This window comes from Alteromonas sp. H39 (genome assembly GCF_047556435.1).
Classification (GTDB): domain Bacteria; phylum Pseudomonadota; class Gammaproteobacteria; order Enterobacterales; family Alteromonadaceae; genus Alteromonas.
The window spans coordinates 1,327,297-1,346,163 of sequence record NZ_CP180210.1 but is presented as its reverse complement, the minus strand read 5'-3'; the positions used below and the strand labels follow the sequence as shown (position 1 = coordinate 1,346,163).

General features: G+C 50.1%; 14 protein-coding genes and 3 tRNA genes. 4 read left to right on the top strand and 13 right to left on the bottom strand.

The genetic code is table 11. From position 1 onward, the window contains the following. Nucleotides 1-169: 169 nt before the first annotated feature. From ACLBLI_RS05855 to ACLBLI_RS05815, 9 genes are all read right to left on the bottom strand, one after another. Complete coding sequence (locus ACLBLI_RS05855; protein ID WP_414830193.1) at nucleotides 170-1,300, bottom strand: sodium ion-translocating decarboxylase subunit beta; 1,131 nt, start codon at nucleotides 1,298-1,300, stop codon at nucleotides 170-172. Nucleotides 1,301-1,303: 3 nt separating this feature from the next. Further along, the gene (oadA, locus tag ACLBLI_RS05850) at nucleotides 1,304-3,097 is read right to left on the bottom strand and encodes a sodium-extruding oxaloacetate decarboxylase subunit alpha (RefSeq protein WP_414830192.1); all 1,794 of its coding nucleotides are present in this window, start codon (nucleotides 3,095-3,097) and stop codon (nucleotides 1,304-1,306) included. A 20-nt stretch (nucleotides 3,098-3,117) separates the two neighbouring features. Next, a complete protein-coding gene (locus ACLBLI_RS05845) occupies nucleotides 3,118-3,387 on the bottom strand; it encodes an OadG family protein (RefSeq protein WP_414830191.1) in 270 nt (89 codons plus the stop codon). A gap of 444 nt (nucleotides 3,388-3,831) precedes the next feature. Continuing rightward, nucleotides 3,832-3,908, bottom strand: a tRNA-Arg gene (locus ACLBLI_RS05840). Nucleotides 3,909-3,962: 54 nt separating this feature from the next. Further along, a tRNA-Arg gene (locus tag ACLBLI_RS05835) sits at nucleotides 3,963-4,039 on the bottom strand. A 37-nt stretch (nucleotides 4,040-4,076) separates the two neighbouring features. Next, nucleotides 4,077-4,167, bottom strand: a tRNA-Ser gene (locus ACLBLI_RS05830). Nucleotides 4,168-4,328: 161 nt separating this feature from the next. Then, complete coding sequence (gene csrA, locus ACLBLI_RS05825) at nucleotides 4,329-4,526, bottom strand: carbon storage regulator CsrA (protein WP_218310772.1); 198 nt, start codon at nucleotides 4,524-4,526, stop codon at nucleotides 4,329-4,331. A gap of 136 nt (nucleotides 4,527-4,662) precedes the next feature. After that, on the bottom strand, nucleotides 4,663-7,260 hold the full coding sequence (gene alaS / locus ACLBLI_RS05820) for an alanine--tRNA ligase (protein WP_414830190.1): 2,598 nt from the start codon (nucleotides 7,258-7,260) through the stop codon (nucleotides 4,663-4,665). Between the two features lie 134 nt (nucleotides 7,261-7,394). Continuing rightward, nucleotides 7,395-7,886 (bottom strand): regulatory protein RecX, encoded by a 492-nt coding sequence (locus ACLBLI_RS05815; RefSeq protein WP_414830189.1) that lies wholly within the window; start codon nucleotides 7,884-7,886, stop codon nucleotides 7,395-7,397. A gap of 102 nt (nucleotides 7,887-7,988) precedes the next feature. On the opposite strand from ACLBLI_RS05815, the gene ACLBLI_RS05810 reads away from it, so the two are divergent. The 3 genes from ACLBLI_RS05810 (at nucleotide 7,989) to ACLBLI_RS05800 (ending at nucleotide 12,528) form a co-directional block, all read left to right on the top strand. Next, complete coding sequence (locus ACLBLI_RS05810; protein ID WP_414830188.1) at nucleotides 7,989-9,218, top strand: GNAT family N-acetyltransferase; 1,230 nt, start codon at nucleotides 7,989-7,991, stop codon at nucleotides 9,216-9,218. A 1-nt stretch (nucleotide 9,219) separates the two neighbouring features. Beyond that, nucleotides 9,220-11,307 carry a M13 family metallopeptidase gene (locus tag ACLBLI_RS05805; RefSeq protein WP_414830187.1) on the top strand — a complete coding sequence of 696 codons (2,088 nt, stop codon included), beginning with the start codon at nucleotides 9,220-9,222 and terminating at the stop codon, nucleotides 11,305-11,307. Nucleotides 11,308-11,445: 138 nt separating this feature from the next. Further along, complete coding sequence (locus ACLBLI_RS05800; RefSeq protein ID WP_414830186.1) at nucleotides 11,446-12,528, top strand: MBL fold metallo-hydrolase; 1,083 nt, start codon at nucleotides 11,446-11,448, stop codon at nucleotides 12,526-12,528. Between the two features lie 4 nt (nucleotides 12,529-12,532). Here ACLBLI_RS05800 and ACLBLI_RS05795 read toward each other — a convergent pair whose 3' ends face one another. Continuing rightward, the gene (locus ACLBLI_RS05795) at nucleotides 12,533-14,155 is read right to left on the bottom strand and encodes a tetratricopeptide repeat protein (protein ID WP_414830185.1); all 1,623 of its coding nucleotides are present in this window, start codon (nucleotides 14,153-14,155) and stop codon (nucleotides 12,533-12,535) included. Between the two features lie 170 nt (nucleotides 14,156-14,325). On the opposite strand from ACLBLI_RS05795, the gene ACLBLI_RS05790 reads away from it, so the two are divergent. Next, nucleotides 14,326-14,877 (top strand): hypothetical protein, encoded by a 552-nt coding sequence (locus ACLBLI_RS05790; RefSeq protein WP_414830184.1) that lies wholly within the window; start codon nucleotides 14,326-14,328, stop codon nucleotides 14,875-14,877. A gap of 134 nt (nucleotides 14,878-15,011) precedes the next feature. Here ACLBLI_RS05790 and ACLBLI_RS05785 read toward each other — a convergent pair whose 3' ends face one another. The 3 genes from ACLBLI_RS05785 to ACLBLI_RS05775 are packed head-to-tail and all read right to left on the bottom strand — an operon-like array spanning nucleotide 15,012 to nucleotide 18,725. Next, the gene (locus ACLBLI_RS05785; RefSeq protein WP_414830183.1) at nucleotides 15,012-17,216 is read right to left on the bottom strand and encodes a xanthine dehydrogenase family protein molybdopterin-binding subunit; all 2,205 of its coding nucleotides are present in this window, start codon (nucleotides 17,214-17,216) and stop codon (nucleotides 15,012-15,014) included. After that, complete coding sequence (locus ACLBLI_RS05780; protein ID WP_414830182.1) at nucleotides 17,203-18,228, bottom strand: FAD binding domain-containing protein; 1,026 nt, start codon at nucleotides 18,226-18,228, stop codon at nucleotides 17,203-17,205. Before ACLBLI_RS05780 ends, ACLBLI_RS05785 begins: the two co-directional genes overlap by 14 nt. Further along, on the bottom strand, nucleotides 18,225-18,725 hold the full coding sequence (locus ACLBLI_RS05775) for a (2Fe-2S)-binding protein (protein ID WP_414830181.1): 501 nt from the start codon (nucleotides 18,723-18,725) through the stop codon (nucleotides 18,225-18,227). The genes ACLBLI_RS05780 and ACLBLI_RS05775 overlap by 4 nt, the downstream gene beginning before the upstream one ends. Between the last annotated feature and the right edge of the window lie 142 nt (nucleotides 18,726-18,867).

The following is an 18,867-nucleotide window of genomic DNA, read 5'->3' as shown; positions in this document are numbered from 1 at the left end:
TTTCCGCAGCCTTTCCTCTTCACAAACCGGTTCAACATAAAAAAGCACCGCTAACGGGGTTCAGACGCACCATTTTTCTCACAATCTAACTAATTATTGTCTGCTTAAAAAAATGGCGTGCCGGTGCGGACACGCCATTCTGGCCATCGATACAACTTGTGTCGCGCCGCTATCCTACCAACGCCAGCAATATGCCTGCGGCTACTGCAGAGCCTAATACGCCAGCTACGTTGGGCCCCATTGCGTGCATAAGCAGGAAGTTGTGCGGATTTGCCTCCAGACCGACTTTGTTCACTACGCGGGCTGCCATTGGGACAGCCGATACGCCAGCCGCGCCAATGAGCGGGTTAATAGCGCCGCCTGAAAGTCTGCTCATAACTTTCGCCATGATCACACCTGTTGCCGTGCCAATAGCGAATGCAACCGCTCCCAGCCCAAGAATGCCCAGCGTCTCTACCGTGAGAAACGCTTCTGCCGACAGCTTAGACCCGACAGCAAGTCCAAGAAAGATAGTGACCACGTTAATCAGTTCATTTTGTGCGGTTTTACTCAAGCGCTCTACAACACCACACTCTTTCATCAGGTTACCAAAGCAAAACATGCCTACCAGCGGCGTCGCAGACGGTAAAAAGAGAATAGTGAGGATCAATACTGCAAGAGGGAAAATAATCTTTTCACGACGCGATACAGGGCGTAATTGCGCCATCTGAATTTTTCGCTCTTCCGGTGTCGTCAGCGCTTTCATTATAGGCGGCTGAATAATCGGCACCAGTGCCATATACGAATACGCCGCTACCGCGATCGCACCAAGTAAATCTGGCGCTAAACGTGACGCCAGAAAAATAGCAGTGGGGCCATCAGCGCCGCCAATAATGGCAATAGCACTGGCGTCTTTTAACGAAAACTCAAAGCCCGGTACCATGTTCAGCGCAATAGCGCCAAACAGAGTGGCAAATATACCAAACTGTGCAGCCGCGCCTAACAGCAGCATTTTCGGATTTGCGATAAGCGCCCCGAAGTCAGTCATCGCGCCTACGCCCATAAAGATAAGCAGCGGAAATACGCCGGTATCAATGCCGATTTTGTAAATGTAGTAAAGCAAGCCACCCACTTCCGTGAAACCGGCCAGCGGAATATTGGTTAGCAGCGCCCCAAAGCCGATCGGAATGAGCAAAAGCGGCTCGAACTTTTTTACAATGGCCAGATAGAGTAACAAGCACCCTACTGCCATCATCACCAGCTGGCCTGTCTCAAAGTGCGCCAGCGCTGTGCTGTTCCATAAAATACCTAGCTTTTCCATTGGTTACCCCAGTGCGATCAACGGCTGTCCGCTGGACACAGATTCACCTTCTTTCGCGAGAACCTCGGAAACGGTGCCTGTGTATGCACTGCGAATTTCGGTTTCCATTTTCATCGCCTCCAGGATCATCACCACATCTCCCTCTTCCACGGCATCGCCGGGTTGTACCAGAACTTTAAATACATTACCTGAAAGCGGCGCATCAATATGCTGAGCATCACCTGACGGTGTCGGGGCGGGAGCAGCGTCTTCCTGAGTGTTGTCTTTTGCCTGCTTGACGCTTGTCAGGGAGCCCGATGCAGCCACTTCGACCTGATACACTTTACCGTCAACCTTTACATCGTAACGACTATTTCCCTGTGCTGTATCACTGGTCTTAGGTGCCGGTGCTGACGCTTCTTCTGGTTCGTTGCCGGGGGCCGGTTCAAAGGCATCTGGATTGTTGCGATTTTCAAGAAACTTCAACCCGATTTGTGGGAACAATGCGTACGTCAGCACATCATCTACCTGTTGCTCGGCCAGCGTAATAGATTTTTCATTTGCCAGCTTGTTCAACTCGTCAGTCAGCTTGTCCATTTCTGGTTCTATATTATCCGCAGGACGACAGGTAATAGCCTCACCACCATCGAGAACCCGCGCCTGCAATTCTTTATCTACAGGAGCAGCGGTGGCACCGTACTCCCCTTTCAGTACACCCGCGGTTTCCTTGGTAATACTTTTGTACCGTTCTCCGGTAAGGACATTAAGCACCGATTGAGTTCCGACAATCTGTGAGGTAGGTGTTACCAGCGGAATAAATCCAAGGTCTTCGCGTACCCGAGGGATCTCCTTTAACACTTCATCAAACTTGTCCTGGGCATTTTGCTCTTTAAGCTGATTCTCCATATTAGTTAGCATGCCCCCAGGCACCTGAGCAAGAAGGATACGGGCATCAACTCCTTTCAGGCTACCCTCAAACTTCGCGTACTTCTTACGTACGTCACGAAAGTAGCTGGCAATCTCTTCCAGGTCAGGCAGTGACAACCCCGTATCTCGCTCAGTGCCCTCAACGATAGCTACCACCGTTTCCGTCGCTGAGTGACCGTACGTCATGCTCATCGAGGATATGGCGGTATCCAGCATATCAATACCGGCATCAATTGCTTTCTGGTAGGTGGCAGTAGATAAGCCTGTAGTCGCATGGCACTGCATCGCGATAGGCACAGACACCGTGTCTTTCAGACCATTTATTAGCTCTTCGCAGTCATACGGCTTAAGCAGACCAGCCATATCTTTAATACAAATAGAATGCACGCCCATATCTTCAAGTTGCTTTGCCATTTCCAGCCAAAGCGACAAATTGTGAACCGGGCTTACCGTGTAAGAAATGGTGCCTTGAGCGTGTGCACCACAATCGACTGCCGCTTTTATTGCGGTTTGCAAATTGCGAACGTCATTCATCGCATCAAAAATCCGGAAAACGTCGACACCATTCTCATGAGCACGCTGCACAAATCGCGTGACTACGTCATCCGCATAATGGCGATACCCAAGAAGGTTCTGACCACGCAACAGCATTTGCTGCCGGGTATTAGGCATGGCTGCTTTCAGCTTGCGGATCCGCTCCCACGGGTCTTCACCCAGATATCGGATACAGCTGTCAAAGGTCGCGCCTCCCCAGGACTCTACTGACCAATAGCCAACCTTATCCAGCTTTTCCGCAATCGGTAACATATCTTCAATACGCATTCGGGTTGCCAATAAAGATTGATGTGCGTCACGTAAAACCAGCTCAGTTAACGCCAGAGGCTTAGACATGGTAACTCCTAGGGTATTGGTTATTTATTCGATTGACGATGCATGTGGACAGCAGCGGTAATAGCAGCAATGACACCACTATCTTCTTGTTGTGCAGCAGGACTCGCTTTGGCTGGAGAACGTTTCACCGAGGGTTGTACTTCCGGCTCTCCGGGAAACGCTTCGCAAAATTTAGCTATCAACTTGACGCCCACAATCAGGAGGCTCAGGAACGCAAATACGAAGACCATGCCCACCAGCATCAGGGTGGCGGCTTCCATGAGTTGACTGCTAACGGATTCTGCTGCCATGACGGTTCTCTCGTTGTAAAGGAGGTAGATAAGTATCATGCCGGATTATAAAAAACAACACGACTTTACGCCTACTTTTGAATAGTTAGTCAAACTTTTTCTGTTTAGACGGCTTTTTTTGATGTTTTATGCGACTTTTTTAAATATAACCGCACTATTCATTCATCAGGTATATACGCTTTATAGTTACGAATGATTTCATTACAAAGTTTAGTGCGGGCACCACAGTGCTGCCAGATAGACGGTGTTGCTTTCTCAAAGATGAAGGCGGCCACGGTTGAAGCGCTGCGATTTTGCTCACGCGTGAAATGACGGTGGATGGAGTTACCGGAAGCACATAGCACACTTCGGCTGGCGCCGCGCGAACGACCCGAGCTCTGCGAGGGGCTGGAAATCCGACACACAGAAATGAAAAAGCCCACCGTAAGGGTGGGCTCTTCAATATGGCGCGTGTGGAAGGATTCGAACCTCCGACCGCCTGGTTCGTAGCCAGGTACTCTATCCAGCTGAGCTACACACGCGTAAACTGTTTACTTTTGTAGTTTAGCACAAAAGATGGCACTTATTTAAAGTAGTGGCGCGTGTGGAAGGATTCGAACCTCCGACCGCCTGGTTCGTAGCCAGGTACTCTATCCAGCTGAGCTACACACGCGCAAAACTTGTTGTTGACTGCCACCATCAACGAATAATGGCGGAGAGGGAGGGATTCGAACCCTCGATACGCGTAATGCGTATGGTTCCTTAGCAGGGAACTGGTTTCAGCCACTCACCCACCTCTCCTTAAGTGGGGCTGCATTTTACGGATTCACTGAGGTTAGTCAAACCTTTTTTCGTGAAAAAACACTGCCTGACGGCATTTTAAACAAATTGTGCAAAAAAGCAGTAATTTGTTGGTTTTCTCACAAAAAAAGGCTGGTTAACACCAGCCTTTTTGTTTTGACTTACTCTTTATCGGGACTACCGGGCTGACCACCTTTTTCAGCCTGGATCCGCATATAAATTTCTTCCCGGTGCACCGATACTTCTTTGGGCGCATTTACACCAATTCGTACCTGATTCCCTTTAACACCCAAAACGGTAACGGTCACATCGTCACCAACCATCAGGGTCTCACCTACACGACGAGTCAAAATAAGCATTCGCTTGCTCCTGTTCCTTATTTACGAACAATCCTTTCAAAATGTATTACGCCCCGGCACGACCCGGAGCACAATGTCAGCGATTCCTTGTTTTTGTGTCACTTCAAAAACTCACTGAAAAACAACATGAACCCGATTATAGCTTATCTTCTAGCCAGCCGGTAACGGAGTCCAACGCAGCCTGCAGGTTTTCCGGCTTATCACCGCCAGCCTGAGCCATGTCAGGACGACCACCGCCTTTACCGCCAACCTGTGCCGCCACAAAGTTAACCAGCTCTCCAGCCTTTACCTTGCCGGTCAGAGATTTAGTTACACCGACTATCAGATTTACTTTGTCATCATCTGCTACACCTAATACTACGATACCTTCGCCGATTCGGTTTTTAATATCGTCTACCATGCCACGCAATGATTTCGCTTCGACGCCATCCAGTCTTGAGACTAGAACATTAACGCCATTGATTTGCTGCTTACTGTTAAGCATATCAGCGCCCTGCTGACTTGCCAGTTTTTGCTTGGCCGCCGTCAGCGCTTTTTCTAACTCTTTCGACTGAGACTGCAAAGTACCGATGCGGTCAATCAGCCCCATGCTATCCGTTTTCAGCATTCCCGCAGCTTGGTTGATAAGGGTTTGCTGAGACTGAACAAACTCAATTGCCGCCGCACCAGTAATGGCTTCAATACGGCGAACACCTGAGGCAATACCACTTTCACTGGTAATTTTGAAAAGACCAATATCTCCTGTACGGTTTACGTGCGTGCCGCCGCATAGCTCAACGGAAAACGACCCCATGGTGACCACTCGTACTTTTTCATCGTACTTTTCGCCAAACAGTGCCATCGCACCGGATGCCTTAGCTTCTTCCAGGTCCATTAGTTCCGTTTTCAGCGGGTGATTGGCACGGATTTCTTCGTTTACCCGTCTTTCGATTTGCGCTAACTGTGCTTCGGTTACTGACTCAAAATGGGAGAAATCAAATCGCATACGTTCTGCTTCAACCAGAGAGCCTTTCTGAGACACATGTTCACCCAGAATCTCACGAAGCGCAGCATGCAATAAGTGCGTGGCGCTGTGGTTCTTTTTGATCGCTTCGCGATTTGGCGTATCGATGGCGGCTTCGACTTTGTCGCCTTTGGAAATGGTGCCTTTAACCGTGCCGCGGTGTGCAAAAGCATTGCCCATTTTTTGTGTATCATTGACGATAAACTCACCGTTTGCCACTCGCAGCACGCCCGTGTCACCACTTTGACCACCAGCTTCAGCATAGAACGGCGTTTTATCCAGCACCACAACCCCTTCCTGGCCATCAGTTAACTGCTCACAAAACGCATTGCCTGTGATTAGCTCTACCACGTTGGCTTCACCATCCACATCGGTATAGCCAGTGAATTCCGTTTGCTGATCAACATTTAACTGCGAATTATAATCGGCACCAAACTGGCTGGCTTGCTGGGCACGCTTGCGCTGCTCCTGCATGGCCGATTCAAAACCCGCTTCGTCAAGCTTCATATCGTGTTCACGGGCAACGTCATTCGTTAAATCAACCGGAAAGCCATACGTATCATATAACTTGAAGACCACATCGCCCGGAATGGTGTCACCTCCCAGTGTGTCCAGCGTGTCATTTAACATGGCCATACCGCGTGCCAGCGTTTTACTGAACTGTTCTTCTTCTACTCGAAGCACTTTTTCAACAACAGGCTGTTGGTCTACTAACTCTGGATACGCCGCGCCCATTTCTTTTGCCAGTGCGGCCACCAGCTTATAAAAGAAAATGCCATCGGCGCCCAGCTTATAGCCATGGCGAACCGCACGACGAATGATGCGGCGAAGTACATAGCCACGGCCTTCGTTACCCGGCATAACGCCGTCACAAATCAAAAAGCTGCAAGAACGGATGTGATCGGCAATCACGCGCAACGATTTATTTTCCAAATCGTCAGTACCAACAATTTTTGCGGCAGCCTGAATTAAGTTCTGGAACAGGTCGATTTCGTAGTTGCTGTGTACGTTCTGCAAAATGGCAGAAATACGCTCAAGCCCCATTCCGGTATCGATAGATGGCTTGGGAAGCGGCTCCATGGTGCCATCTGCCTGCTTATTGTATTGCATGAATACCAGGTTCCAGATCTCGATAAAGCGGTCGCCATCTTCTTCCGGTGTTCCCGGAGGTCCACCCCAGATATGCTCACCGTGATCATAGAAAATCTCAGAACATGGGCCGCAAGGGCCGGTATCGCCCATCGACCAGAAATTGTCTGAGGTACTGATGCGAATTATTTTTTCTTTTGGTATACCGATATCGTTTTCCCAGATAGAAAACGCCTCGTCATCTTCGGTGTAAACCGTAACCAGCAGCTTTTCTTTTGGCAGCTTTAATTCTTCTGTCAAAAACGTCCAGGCGAACTGAATGGCTTCTTTTTTGAAATAATCGCCAAAGCTGAAGTTACCTAACATTTCGAAAAATGTATGGTGGCGCGCAGTATAGCCAACATTTTCCAGGTCGTTATGTTTACCACCAGCACGCACACAGCGCTGTGCTGAGACAGCCCGGGTATAACTGCGTTTTTCCGTACCCAGGAAACAGTCTTTGAATTGATTCATACCGGCGTTGGTAAACAGAAGTGTTGGATCATCCGCTGGCACCAGAGACGAGCTCGACACGGTCTGATGACCATGACGTTTGAAATAATCAAAAAAGGTTTGGCGAAGGTCAGCTGTAGATAATGTCATTGAGATCCTAACTTCCTATTCTATTAAAACGAAATGTTGCTGCGACCGGTCATCCTGAGGACGGCCGCACACGCGCCCTGGAGGGCGCAACAATATCACGGAAAGCGCAACTATGTTAAGCGATTGCGTGCATTTTACTCACCGTTAACCGCATAATTTATGTGGCTTTGTGAGAATCCCCGATAACTGAGAAACTGCATCTGTTTCATCTTGTCTTTGTACTCCTGCGGATACTGCTGACCAAAGCGCTTCTCCTTAACTTGTCGGGCAAGTTCAAACCAGTCGGCATCAAGCTCCCTGAATACCTCGTCGAACAGGCCTTCAGCGACGCCATGCTGATGTAAGTCTGCTTTGATTTTTTGCGGCCCTGACCCTTTCAGCATGAGCGCCCTCGCCCGGGCCTCGGCATAACGCGCATCACTCTGTATGCCAGCCTCCCGGAATTCATCCAAAACCGGCCAGATAGCCGCTTCATCAACCCCTTTTTGTGAAAGCTTACGTACAATCTCTTGTGCACTGTGTTCTCGTCGTGCCAGCATGCGGGTAATCGATGCAACAATGACTTTTCGGTCGGGCTCGGTCATAGTCGTATTATCAGCATCGGCGTGGCCAGCATTGTTGTTCATACACGAAACCTTTTAAGATGGAATGACGTAATGGCTTGATATCTGGCTTAAGGTGATATCCGCGCAGCCACATTCCGGTTGTTAACCTAAACAATTAATCAGATGGTTACTCAGATAGTAAATGAAATGGGATTTCAGTTCAGGTTTATCAAGCATATAGACGAGGTGGATGCAGACAAGTGGGATCGACTTTCTCAACAGGGAGGGCCGTTTGTCACATATGCTTTTTTGCGCGCGCTGGAAAATAGCGGCAGCGTAGGTCCTGACACCGGATGGACACCACACCACCTCCTCATTGAAAAAGGCAACGACCTCATCGCTGCAATGCCCGGCTATCTGAAATCCGACAGCTACGGGGAATATGTGTTTGATCACGCCTGGGCGAACGCGTACTACCAGCATGGACGTGAGTATTATCCGAAATGGATAAGTGCTGTGCCTTTCACTCCCGTGACAGGCCCCAGAGTCTTACTTACCGCCAACTGCGTCAGAGAAGCAGTAGACAGTGCGTTACTCGATAGCCTCGATTCGCTGCAAGGCGCAGGCGTCTCTTCTTTACATGTGCTATTTCCTGCAGCCACGCCAGACTTGTTATCCCATGCGGGCTATCTGACCCGCTACAGTGTGCAGTTTCAATGGCACAACTATGGCTACCAGACTTACGACGATTTTCTTGCAGCCTTAACGTCTCGTAAAAGAAAAGACCTGAGGAAGGCATATTCGCAATTGCCGCAGCAGGGGGTTACCATTTCCCGCCTCACGGGAGACGCGATAACGGAAGACGACAGCACATTTTTCTATCATTGCTATATGCAGACTTATCTGAAACGAAGCGGTCATACCGGTTATCTTACCAAAGCGTTTTTCACCGAAATATTTGATACGCTTCGCGACAAGATTTTGCTGGTTGTGGCGAAAAAAAATGATAAGAGAATCGCCAGTGCGCTCTTCTTTTTTGATGACAGTGGCCTGTATGGCCGTTATTGGGGAAGCGTTGAAGACATCGACGGTCTGCACTTTCTCTGCTGTTATCTTGAAGGAATTCATTTTGCCATCGAGAAGGCACTGCCACTTTTTAATCCCGGCACCCAAGGCGAGCACAAGATTCTACGCGGCTTTGAACCAGTTTTTTGTCGTTCTTTTCACAAACTCTTCGCCTATGAATTTCATATGGCTGTGGCAGATTATTTACATCGCGAGACGCCTGCGATGGTAGGGTATTTCAATCAGGCGCGAGATGTTTTACCGTTTAATGCAAACTTTCAATCCAGGCTGAAGGCCTCGTCTGTAGACACAACGGCCTTTTCTATCGATAACAATAAGAGTAACTAAAATGAAAATGAAGTTTCTTGCTGCAGTGATTGCAGCATCCTTGGGTGTAACGGGCTGTAGTCAGCCAGAGCAAACCTCAGAACAGACAGACACCGCATCAGCGCAAAACGCGACTTCACAAACCGAGCAAGCTCCTGAACTGGGTACGTTTGGTGTTGATCTGTCAGCACGCGATGAATCTGTGAAGCCGGGAGATGATTTTTTCATGTACGCCAGCGGTAACTGGTATGAGAACTACGAACTGCCCGCGGACAAAACTCGCTACGGTGCCTTCACTGCGCTTGCGGATCGCAGTGAAAAGCAAGTGAAAACTATCATTGATGACATCATGGTCAAAGACGACCTGAACGCAGAAGAGCAGTTAGTGCATGACTTCTACCAGGCGTACATGGACACCGATGCAATTAATGAGAAAGGCATTTCCCCTATTTCTGATGTCCTTAACACCATTGATAGTATTGAGAACCGTCAGGATTTAACTGAAGTCTTTGGTAACGCCTGGTTGACTGGCGCGGTCACCCCAATCTGGGCCGGGCTTTGGTACAACCGCCTGGATCCAAATGAATATCAGTTAAGTGTGGGTGTGGGTGGCCTTGGTCTGCCAGACCGCGATTATTACCTAAGCGATGATGAGCGCTTCGTAAAAATTCGTGAAGCTTACGTTACACACATTGAGAATATGCTAACGCTGGCAAAGGAAGAGAACGCGGCGGATAAAGCGCAACGTATTCTTGAGCTGGAAACTGCTATTGCCAATGTGCAGTGGCCGCGTGAGAAACGTCGCGACCGTGACCTGACATTAAACCAAATCGAACGTAGCGAGCTTTCTGACACGTACCCAGGCTTTGACTGGGATACGTTTTTCGCCCAAAGCGGCCTGAAAGTGCCTGCGCTGAATATCTCTCAGCCAGAGCCTGTTCGCGATGTTATCGACATTATTAACGACAAGCCGCTGGAAGACTGGCAGGCTTACCTGACGTTCCATACACTGACAAACAATGCCTCTTTACTGTCAGAAGACGTCTATCAGGAAAACTTCGACTTCTTCGGTCGCACATTAAGCGGACAGCAGGAGCCTCGCCCACGCTGGAAGCGCGCTATCAGTGAAATGTCGGGCACCGAGTCGCTGGGCTTTGCTATCGGTAAAATTTATGTGGACCAATACTTCCCTGAAAGCTCAAAAGAGCAGATGTCTGAGCTGGTGGAAAACCTGCGTAAGGCGCTGGGTAAACGCATCGACAATCTTGAGTGGATGAGCGAAGAAACCAAGAAAAATGCGCATGAAAAGCTACAGGCCTTCCGTCCAAAAATCGGTTACCCGGATGAGTGGCAGACGTTCGACGGCTTGGAAATTACCTCTGACAAGCTGGTACAAAACGTCCGTAATCTGCGCAAGTTTTTCCAGGAACAAGATGTTGAGCGAGAGCTCAAGCCAACTGACCGTGAGCGCTGGGGCATGACACCACAACGTGTAAACGCTTATTACAACAGCTCGTTCAACGAAATTGTGTTCCCGGCTGCTATCCTGCAACCACCGTTCTTCGATCCTAACGCCGATCCTGCCGTTAACTATGGCGCCATTGGTGCGGTCATCGGACACGAAATGGGTCACGGTTTTGATGATCAGGGTTCAAAATCTGATGCCATGGGTATCCAGCGTAACTGGTGGACGGACGAAGACCGCGCCGCCTTTGAAGCCAAAGCTGACAAACTGGCTGAGCAGTACAGTCAGTACGAGCCTATCGAAGGTAACTTCGTAAATGGCCGTAACAGCCTGGGTGAAAATATCGGTGATGTGGGTGGTCTTGCTATGGCGTATGAAGCCTATCAGCTAAGCCTGGAAGGTGAAGAAGCGCCCGTTATTGACGGCCTGACCGGCGATCAGCGGTTCTTCCTGGCCTGGGCGCAGGTGTGGAAAGAAAAACGCACTGAACAAAGTATGCTGAATCAGTTACGTGCTGGAACCCATGCTCCGGGTCGCTATCGTGCGCTCGCGCCACGTAACCATGACGCCTGGTATGAAGCCTTCAACGTGCAGCCGGAAGATGAACTGTATCTGGCACCAGAAGAGCGCGTTCGCATCTGGTAAGAAGCGTAACCTTCTATTTATCGTGATAAAAGCTGCAATTCATTGCAGCTTTTTTATGTGTAACAGAAACTTTCAGAGGGTATGTCACGGGTATGTTTGCTGGTACACTTTCCAGCAATCAGCGCACAGGGAAACTCAGTGAAAGCATTAATATGGACTGTTTTATTTGTTCTAGCCGGCTGCACCACCAGCAATACGGTGAATAGAAATGTCCCGGACAATGCGGTACTAAATTACACTGACGCTACAGGCTATGAAGACCGGTTCAGTAATTTGTATGACGACTTTCGCGACTACCCGGTTACCTGCGAGGAAAATTGCTACCCTCCCTCACCGCTTATTGCCTGTGAAACTTATATGCAGAACTGCCAATATACCGGCCCCAATCCGGATAGCAAACTCGACGCAGGCTTTACCGTAACCTGGCTCGGTCATGCCAGCTTTCAAATCCAAACTGCCTCAGGTGAGCAGTTTTTGATTGATCCGGTTTTTAACCAGTTTGACTGGCCGGTCAACTGGGCGTTTCGTCTTGCCGAAGGGTTTAACCGTAATCCCGCAGTAATGCCCGAAGCAGCGTCCATTGAACAAACCAACGCAGTGCTGTATTCCCATATTCATTACGATCATTTTCATAAGGGGGACATTGCCGAAATCGGCCCGACTCCGTCTTACCTTGTTCCTCTGGGATTTGCAGACCATTTTTCTGAAGACGGTTACCGGGTGACGGAAATGGCCTGGTATGCCAGCGAGAAAATAGGCGCGACTACTGCGCACTTTGTGCCGGCGCACCATTTCAGCAGCCGCATCTGGGTGCCCTATATATACGAGGATAACGATAAAACCCTGTGGGGTGGATGGGTATTGGAACACGGTGGCAAAACCCTGTTTTTTGCCGGCGACACAGGGTACTCGCCTCACTTTAAGGACATTGCAAAAAAGTACGGCGATATCGATGTCTGCCTGTTGCCCATTGCTTCTTATTTCAGTGAGGAGTCTCCCCGCTGGTATCGTAAGGTCCATACAACACCGGAAGACGCCCTGATAGCTGCCACCGAATTAAACTGCAAAGTGATGATCCCCTGGGGTTACGGTAATGCCAGTTGGCGCATGGGGGATAAAACCTCCCATTCTGCGCTTTTTCGATTGCTACATATGAAAGCGCAACTTCACACCGATGTGCCTTTGCATATTCTCAATGAAGGACAGAGTGCGCGCTTTTAGTGGATTAAATTTCATCTAAAAACCCGCGCCATTTCGTTTTCATCTTCTCCAGCAGTTTTTTCACCGAACTTTCGTTATGCCAAGGCCTGAAATAGGTGTCGTGCTCGGCCATGTATGGGTACGGGAAGTAGCCAAGATCAATGGCTATCGCTAACCAGGCGACAGCTTCCTCGCTATTCCCTGTCGCCGCATAGGCAAACGCCGTAAAGCGCGCCAACATCCCATTTACCCTGGCGCTGCTTTTCTCTTGTGGAAGAAGCACTAAATCCACACTGCCCCCTTGCAGACCTGCATAAAAAGCAAACGCCAGCTTGGTAATCAAGGTATCTTTCTGCTGCGCTTGAAACCCCGTACAAACGTCGCCGACACGTGTTGTCTCCCCATTAATTGCCAATACCCAGACAAGAAAAAGTCTGGCCATGTCATTTGAAGGATCCAGCGCCAGCATCTCCTCATAAGGCGCAACCGCTGCCCGGTAATCGCCAGTCATCAGACGGTAATAACCCGGCATACACCGGCTTAACGGCGTAAGCGGATCCACAATTTGCAACGCTCTAATGTAGGGCTTAGCCAGCTCAGGCTGGCCAGCCAGTAAATAGCAGTTCGCGATCAAAATCAGAGCATCCGGATCGTTCGGATTAGCCTGGAGTGCCTGCGTCAAGGCTCTGACCGCACGGGATAGTTTGCCGTTGATATAGTCAAACCATGCCTGTAGCGATAGCGTAAAGAATCCCTTTGGATGGGTTTTTCTTAAAGCCTGAAGAATACGCGAGACCTTCTCAACCGGTGCATCAGAACAGTCGATGCCGGATTCCCGCAGTTGCAGATACACTCTACCCAGACATGCCTGTATCAATGCGCTTCCGCCGACCAGCGTGTCCGCAGCATGAAGGAGCGCTATCGCCCTGGTAATAGCATCAGGCTGCCATTGGAGCGACGCCGCTCTTGCCTTGTGCAGGTATTCCCAGGCAGCCTGACTATGTATCCGCTGATGCTCACTATGCGCCAGTGCAACAGATGTATGTGAAAGCGGCAAGCTGGTGATGAGCTCTGATACAATCATTTGTCCCAGGCGCTGCCAATCAGGCGGAGTATCGTTGTACCGGGCACTCCAGACTACCCGTTGAGAAGTCAGTTCAATCAATCGCACATGGGCTCGACATGTCTCTCCCGCAAGCCGGATACTGCCCTCTACATAAAAATGAACATTCAGCGACGATAACTGCGCAGCCAGGTCCTCCGTGCTGTTCACCAGTCGGCGTGAGGAGGCGTAGCTAATCATGGTCACTGCCGGCAGATAGGATAAATCAGCAACTATGTCCTCACATAAGGCATCGGCAACGAAAGCCCTACTGGGTTCGTCAATGAGTTTCTCAAACGGCAGCAATGCCAGGCACAGTGACGGAACCGGCTCTGACGGCTTATTACTCTCACTATCTGAGCGCGAACCAAACCACGTATCAAGCTCCTTTTGATAAGCAAATATACGTGCTGCCGACTGATGCTGGTGCCTGTGCACAGGTAACCCTTCCTGTGACTCCCACCGCCGCACGGTGCGCTCACTCTTGCCAAAATAATTTGCAATCGCCTTCCATGAGCGAAAGACGTTATCACCCTGTGTGTTCATAATGGCTTTGCATTGGCTCCTCAGAGACTGTCCGAATACTGTCTGCTGTTGTTTGGTAATTATCTGATTGTGCCAGTTATGGATGACCGTTCATGACCGGCTGTGTCCGTTTCGCTTTTTTTGCTGACATCTATAGTGGTCTGCGGGTAACCAATCTGCAAGGAAATACCATGACTACACCTATTACCACTCTCTCAGTTTTGGCTAAACATGTCGCGCTTTATGGCATCTTCATCAGCGCCACAGCGGTAAGCGCCCCCCTGGATCAACATCGTGACAAGCGATGGACGCCAGTGTCTGGCACAGCCACTCATTACTTTCCGACGGCCATCCTGCACACATCCGAGCCAACCGGGGAAGGCAAGACGGAGCGAAGCACAGACACTATCGATTTAAACGGCGACATTCGTGGTCGCATTGTCTATCACGTCACCTCTGAATTTAACTTTATCGAGGGCACATTAATCAATACAGGCTACCAGGTGTTTTCCGGAACGGTGCTAGAGGGTGACCCTGTGATGATTCTGGACGACAACTTTATGTTCAGGGTTGATTTACATACCGGTGATACACACGGAGATGTATTTCTGAACAGACCTCTGGCCGGAAAGCGCACCCAATGCAGGTTGAAAGTGACCGGCACGGGTTTCGATGCAGACGGCAACGGGGTGGCGGAGTACCAGGGGCTATGCCGGGTCTACGGGAAACACAACAAACGGTAGCAATATCACTGGTTTTCAGAAAATAAGCTGGCTGATAATCCAACTTGTTTCATTTGTTCATCAGCATGACACACCAGAAACTTGCCGCCGTGACGGTCAGCTTCTGGTGTGTCGCGTCTAAATTTACATCTCGCCTAAACCAGCGCTTTTAGCTGACTCATCACCTTATCAAGGGTTATCGGAAAGTCGCGAACGCGCGCACCACAGGCATCGGCAATCGCGTTAGCAATTGCAGCACCGGCTCCGGTGATCCCCAGCTCACCGATCCCTTTGGCGCCAATGGGTGAAGCCTCATAGTCAGCCTCTTCTATGAAGTCCAGTGACACCTCGCCAATATCGCGGTTTACCGCAATGTGATACTCCCCGAAATCGGGGTTTAGAAAGCTCGCCGACTGCGTATGATGATGAATGGCTTCAGTGAGTGCATAACCCGCTCCCCACACCATGCCCCCTTTTAACTGCGACGATGCTGTTTTTCGATTGAGGATTTTGCCTGCCGAAAACATACCGTACTGACGCTTCAGTCGAACCTCGCCGCTGGTCATGTTTACTGCCACTTCTGCAAAATGGGCACCGCAGGAATACTGAGCATCGTCACTGGTATCATCTTCATCAACCTCGCCGGTTTCCTCAAGTGGAAATGCCGACGAGTCAAATAATGTGACTAACGGAACCTTGTGTCTGTCTTTATGATCCGGACAGAGGACCATCGCGCCGTCTACTCTGATTGCCGTGTCGGCAAAGTCTTCGCCCAACGCAGCTTTTAATTTGTCGCGCAGTGATTCACAGGCTTTGTGTAAAGCAGAGCCTGTGCTTGCGGCTCCAAATGAGCCCCCAGAACCGCAGGATGCGGGTGAACGACTATCTCCCAGTTCAACTCTCACGTTATCCAGTTCGGTGCCCAGTACCTCTGCGGCTATCTGAGCAAGAATGGTATAAGTTCCTGTACCGATATCCGTCATGTCAGAGCGAACGGTCAGTTGCCCGTTCTGATCCAGTGAGATGCTGGCTCGACTTGGCGTTAACATATTTATACGCATCGCGCTGGCAACGCCGTGCCCGTAAACAATCTCTCCACTGGCCTGCGGCTTATTCTGCCAGCCAAATTTTTCCGCACCCTGTCTGAGACAATCCGCCAGCCGGTGACTGGTAAACCGCTTTTTAGTGACCGGGTGCACATCAGGCATATTGCGAAGCCGAAAGGTTAGTGGATCCATACCGGCTTTCACCGCCAGTTCGTCTATAGCAGATTCAAACGCCAGTGAACCGATAGCATCCCCTGGCGAGCGGGTGGAGTCGATAAGCGGCAAATCTACGTCTTTTACACGATGCGTACTGACGATTTCTTCAGCACTGTAAGTCACCCTGGCAACAGCACCAGAAGCTTCCGCAAACTGGTACCCTTTTGCTCGCGGCATGGCACTTTTGTGACCGATATACCCCAGCTTTCCGTCGCTGTCACAGCTTAGCGATATTGATTGATAGCTGTTCCCCCGGTGTGGCGTGTTGTAAAACACCTGACGCCGCGAAAGCACTACCTTTACCGGGTGTTCGAGGTATCGCGCCCCAATACAGGCTAGTATTGCGTCATAATGCAAACCGAGCTTTGAGCCAAAGCCGCCGCCTACATACGGGCTCTTCACCACAATATTTTCAGGCGCCATTTCCAGTGTGATTGCCAGCGCTTCAACGGCGGACGCTACAATCTGCACACTGCAATTAACCGTTAATGCAGTACCGTCAAAACTGGCGACGGTGGCATGAGGTTCCATCGCGGCTGAGATTTGCGATGGCGTAGTATAATCCGCTTCCAACCAGAGATTCCGCTTATCCTGCGGCGCCCCTTTCACATGCACGTCAGGTTCAAAGCCTCCGTCCAGTGTATCCGGTATGACTTGTGCGTCGTCGGGGTTTTCAAGAAGATCAGGCGTCGCTCTGGATATTGAAAAGCGGACCAGACTGGCGGCATATCTCGCCTGTTCCAGCGTATGTGCTATCACCAACGCGACTGGGGCACCGTAGTGACGGATATGCGGTTCATGCAATACCGCACGACTTTGCGTGAAACGACTTTCATCGGCGGGCTTACTGAAAGGTTTTAATGGGCCCGCATTTTTGTAAGTTAGTACCGCGACAACACCATCTGCCTGCTCTGCCGCATGTGTTTCCAGCGTCGTTATTTCACCGACAGCGCTGTCTGAAGCCACCAGCCACCCAACATACGGTGTCTTCTCATGTCGGTGTTCAGCAGCATACCTGGCCTGCCCGGTAACTTTCAACAGTCCGTCGACGCGGTTTACCGGCTCACCCAAAACTCGCTTATCGCTAATGGTTTTCATACAACGCTCCCTCATGTCCGTGCTGCGCTTTCTGACGCTGGGCCAGCGAAAGCATTACGCTTAAGAAAACACGGCGCAGTAACCCTGGTTTGAAATCGTTACTGCCAAATGTCTTTGCATCAGCAAGCTCTGCGTCGATGGCCTTTTCCAGGAGCGACACCGAAAAATCACTTCCCTCCAGAACGTCCAGGGCTTTTTGTGGATGCCATGGAATTGTTCCAACACCGCCAAAACTCAGGCTGACTGAGCGTATGGTTTCTCCAGAAAGCTCAAGTCCCGCGGCGACAGACACTAATGCAAACGCATAAGACGCTCTGTCTCGCACCTTATGATAGTGCTGTGTGCCTCGCGTCTTTGCTGGAATAAATACACTGGTGACCAAATCTCCCTGCTTGAGCACATGTTCCCGGTCTGGTGTCTCACCAGGCATACAATAAAACTCGCGTAAGGCGACGTCCCGGGTTTTACCCTCGGCGGTTTTAACGCTGACCGAGGCATTCAGCGCTATCAACGCTACCGCCATATCCGATGGATGTGTCGCAATGCACTGCTCGCTGGTACCAAAAATGGCGTGAATCCTGTTCATCCCGGTAAATGCACTGCAGCCTGTGCCGGGTTCGCGTTTATTGCAGGGTTTTGCGGTGTCGTAAAAGTAGTAACAACGGGTTCGCTGCAGCAAATTTCCCCCCGTGGTAGCGCGATTACGCAGTTGCACCGTAGCGCCGCTCAGCAGTGCTTGTGAAAGCATGGATAACGAGGGTTCCTGGTAAGCAAAGTTAGCCAGTGCTGAATTGGTAACCATCGCCCCAATGCGAAAGCCATTCCCGGTTTTCACAATGTCGCTGGCTTCCTCCCATTCACTAAGATCTACCAGGCTAACGGGGGTTTCTATCTGATGTTTCATCAAATCGACAAGATTTGTCCCACCTGCAATGTACCGCGCCTGCGCGTCAAACCGCAGGTTTTCAACGTCGGCTTCAGTTAACAGCGTCTGTACACTAAAAGGGTTCATGACTGACGCTCCAATGCAATGACCTGCTCAATCGCGTCGACAATATTGGGATAGGCACCACAACGACACAGGTTCCCACTCATACGCTCGGCAATGTCCTCACGGGTTGAACCGTCCCGTTGAGTAAAAATAATACTGGGCGCGTTTTGCGCTACCTCTTTCATTAGTGCAACACCAGAGCAAATCTGTCCGGAGGTACAATAACCACACTGAAATGCATCATTGTCTAAAAAGGCCTGCTGCAACGGGTGTAATTGGTTGCTGCTTCCAATGCCTTCAATTGTGGTAATGCTTTTTCCCTTAAGTTGAAATGCCAGGATCAGGCAGGCGTTCATTCGCTGTCCGTTGACCAGAACCGTGCAGGCCCCGCACTGGCCGTGATCGCAGCCTTTCTTAGTGCCGAAGAGAGCCAGGTTCTGATGCAAAAAATCCAGCAAAGTGGTTCGCGGATCGTCAGGTAGTGTATAGGAGTCGCCGTTGATTTGTACGTCAGACATAGAAATTCCTTCGCGTGTGGCCCAGTTCCATAACTTCAGATGATGAAGGTGGGCATTGTCGTGTTGGACAAGTGTTTACGAAGGCAACTCAAGTAACGATTAGCGGCGGGGGAAAGTTTAATATTTGGCGGCCACAGGCTGA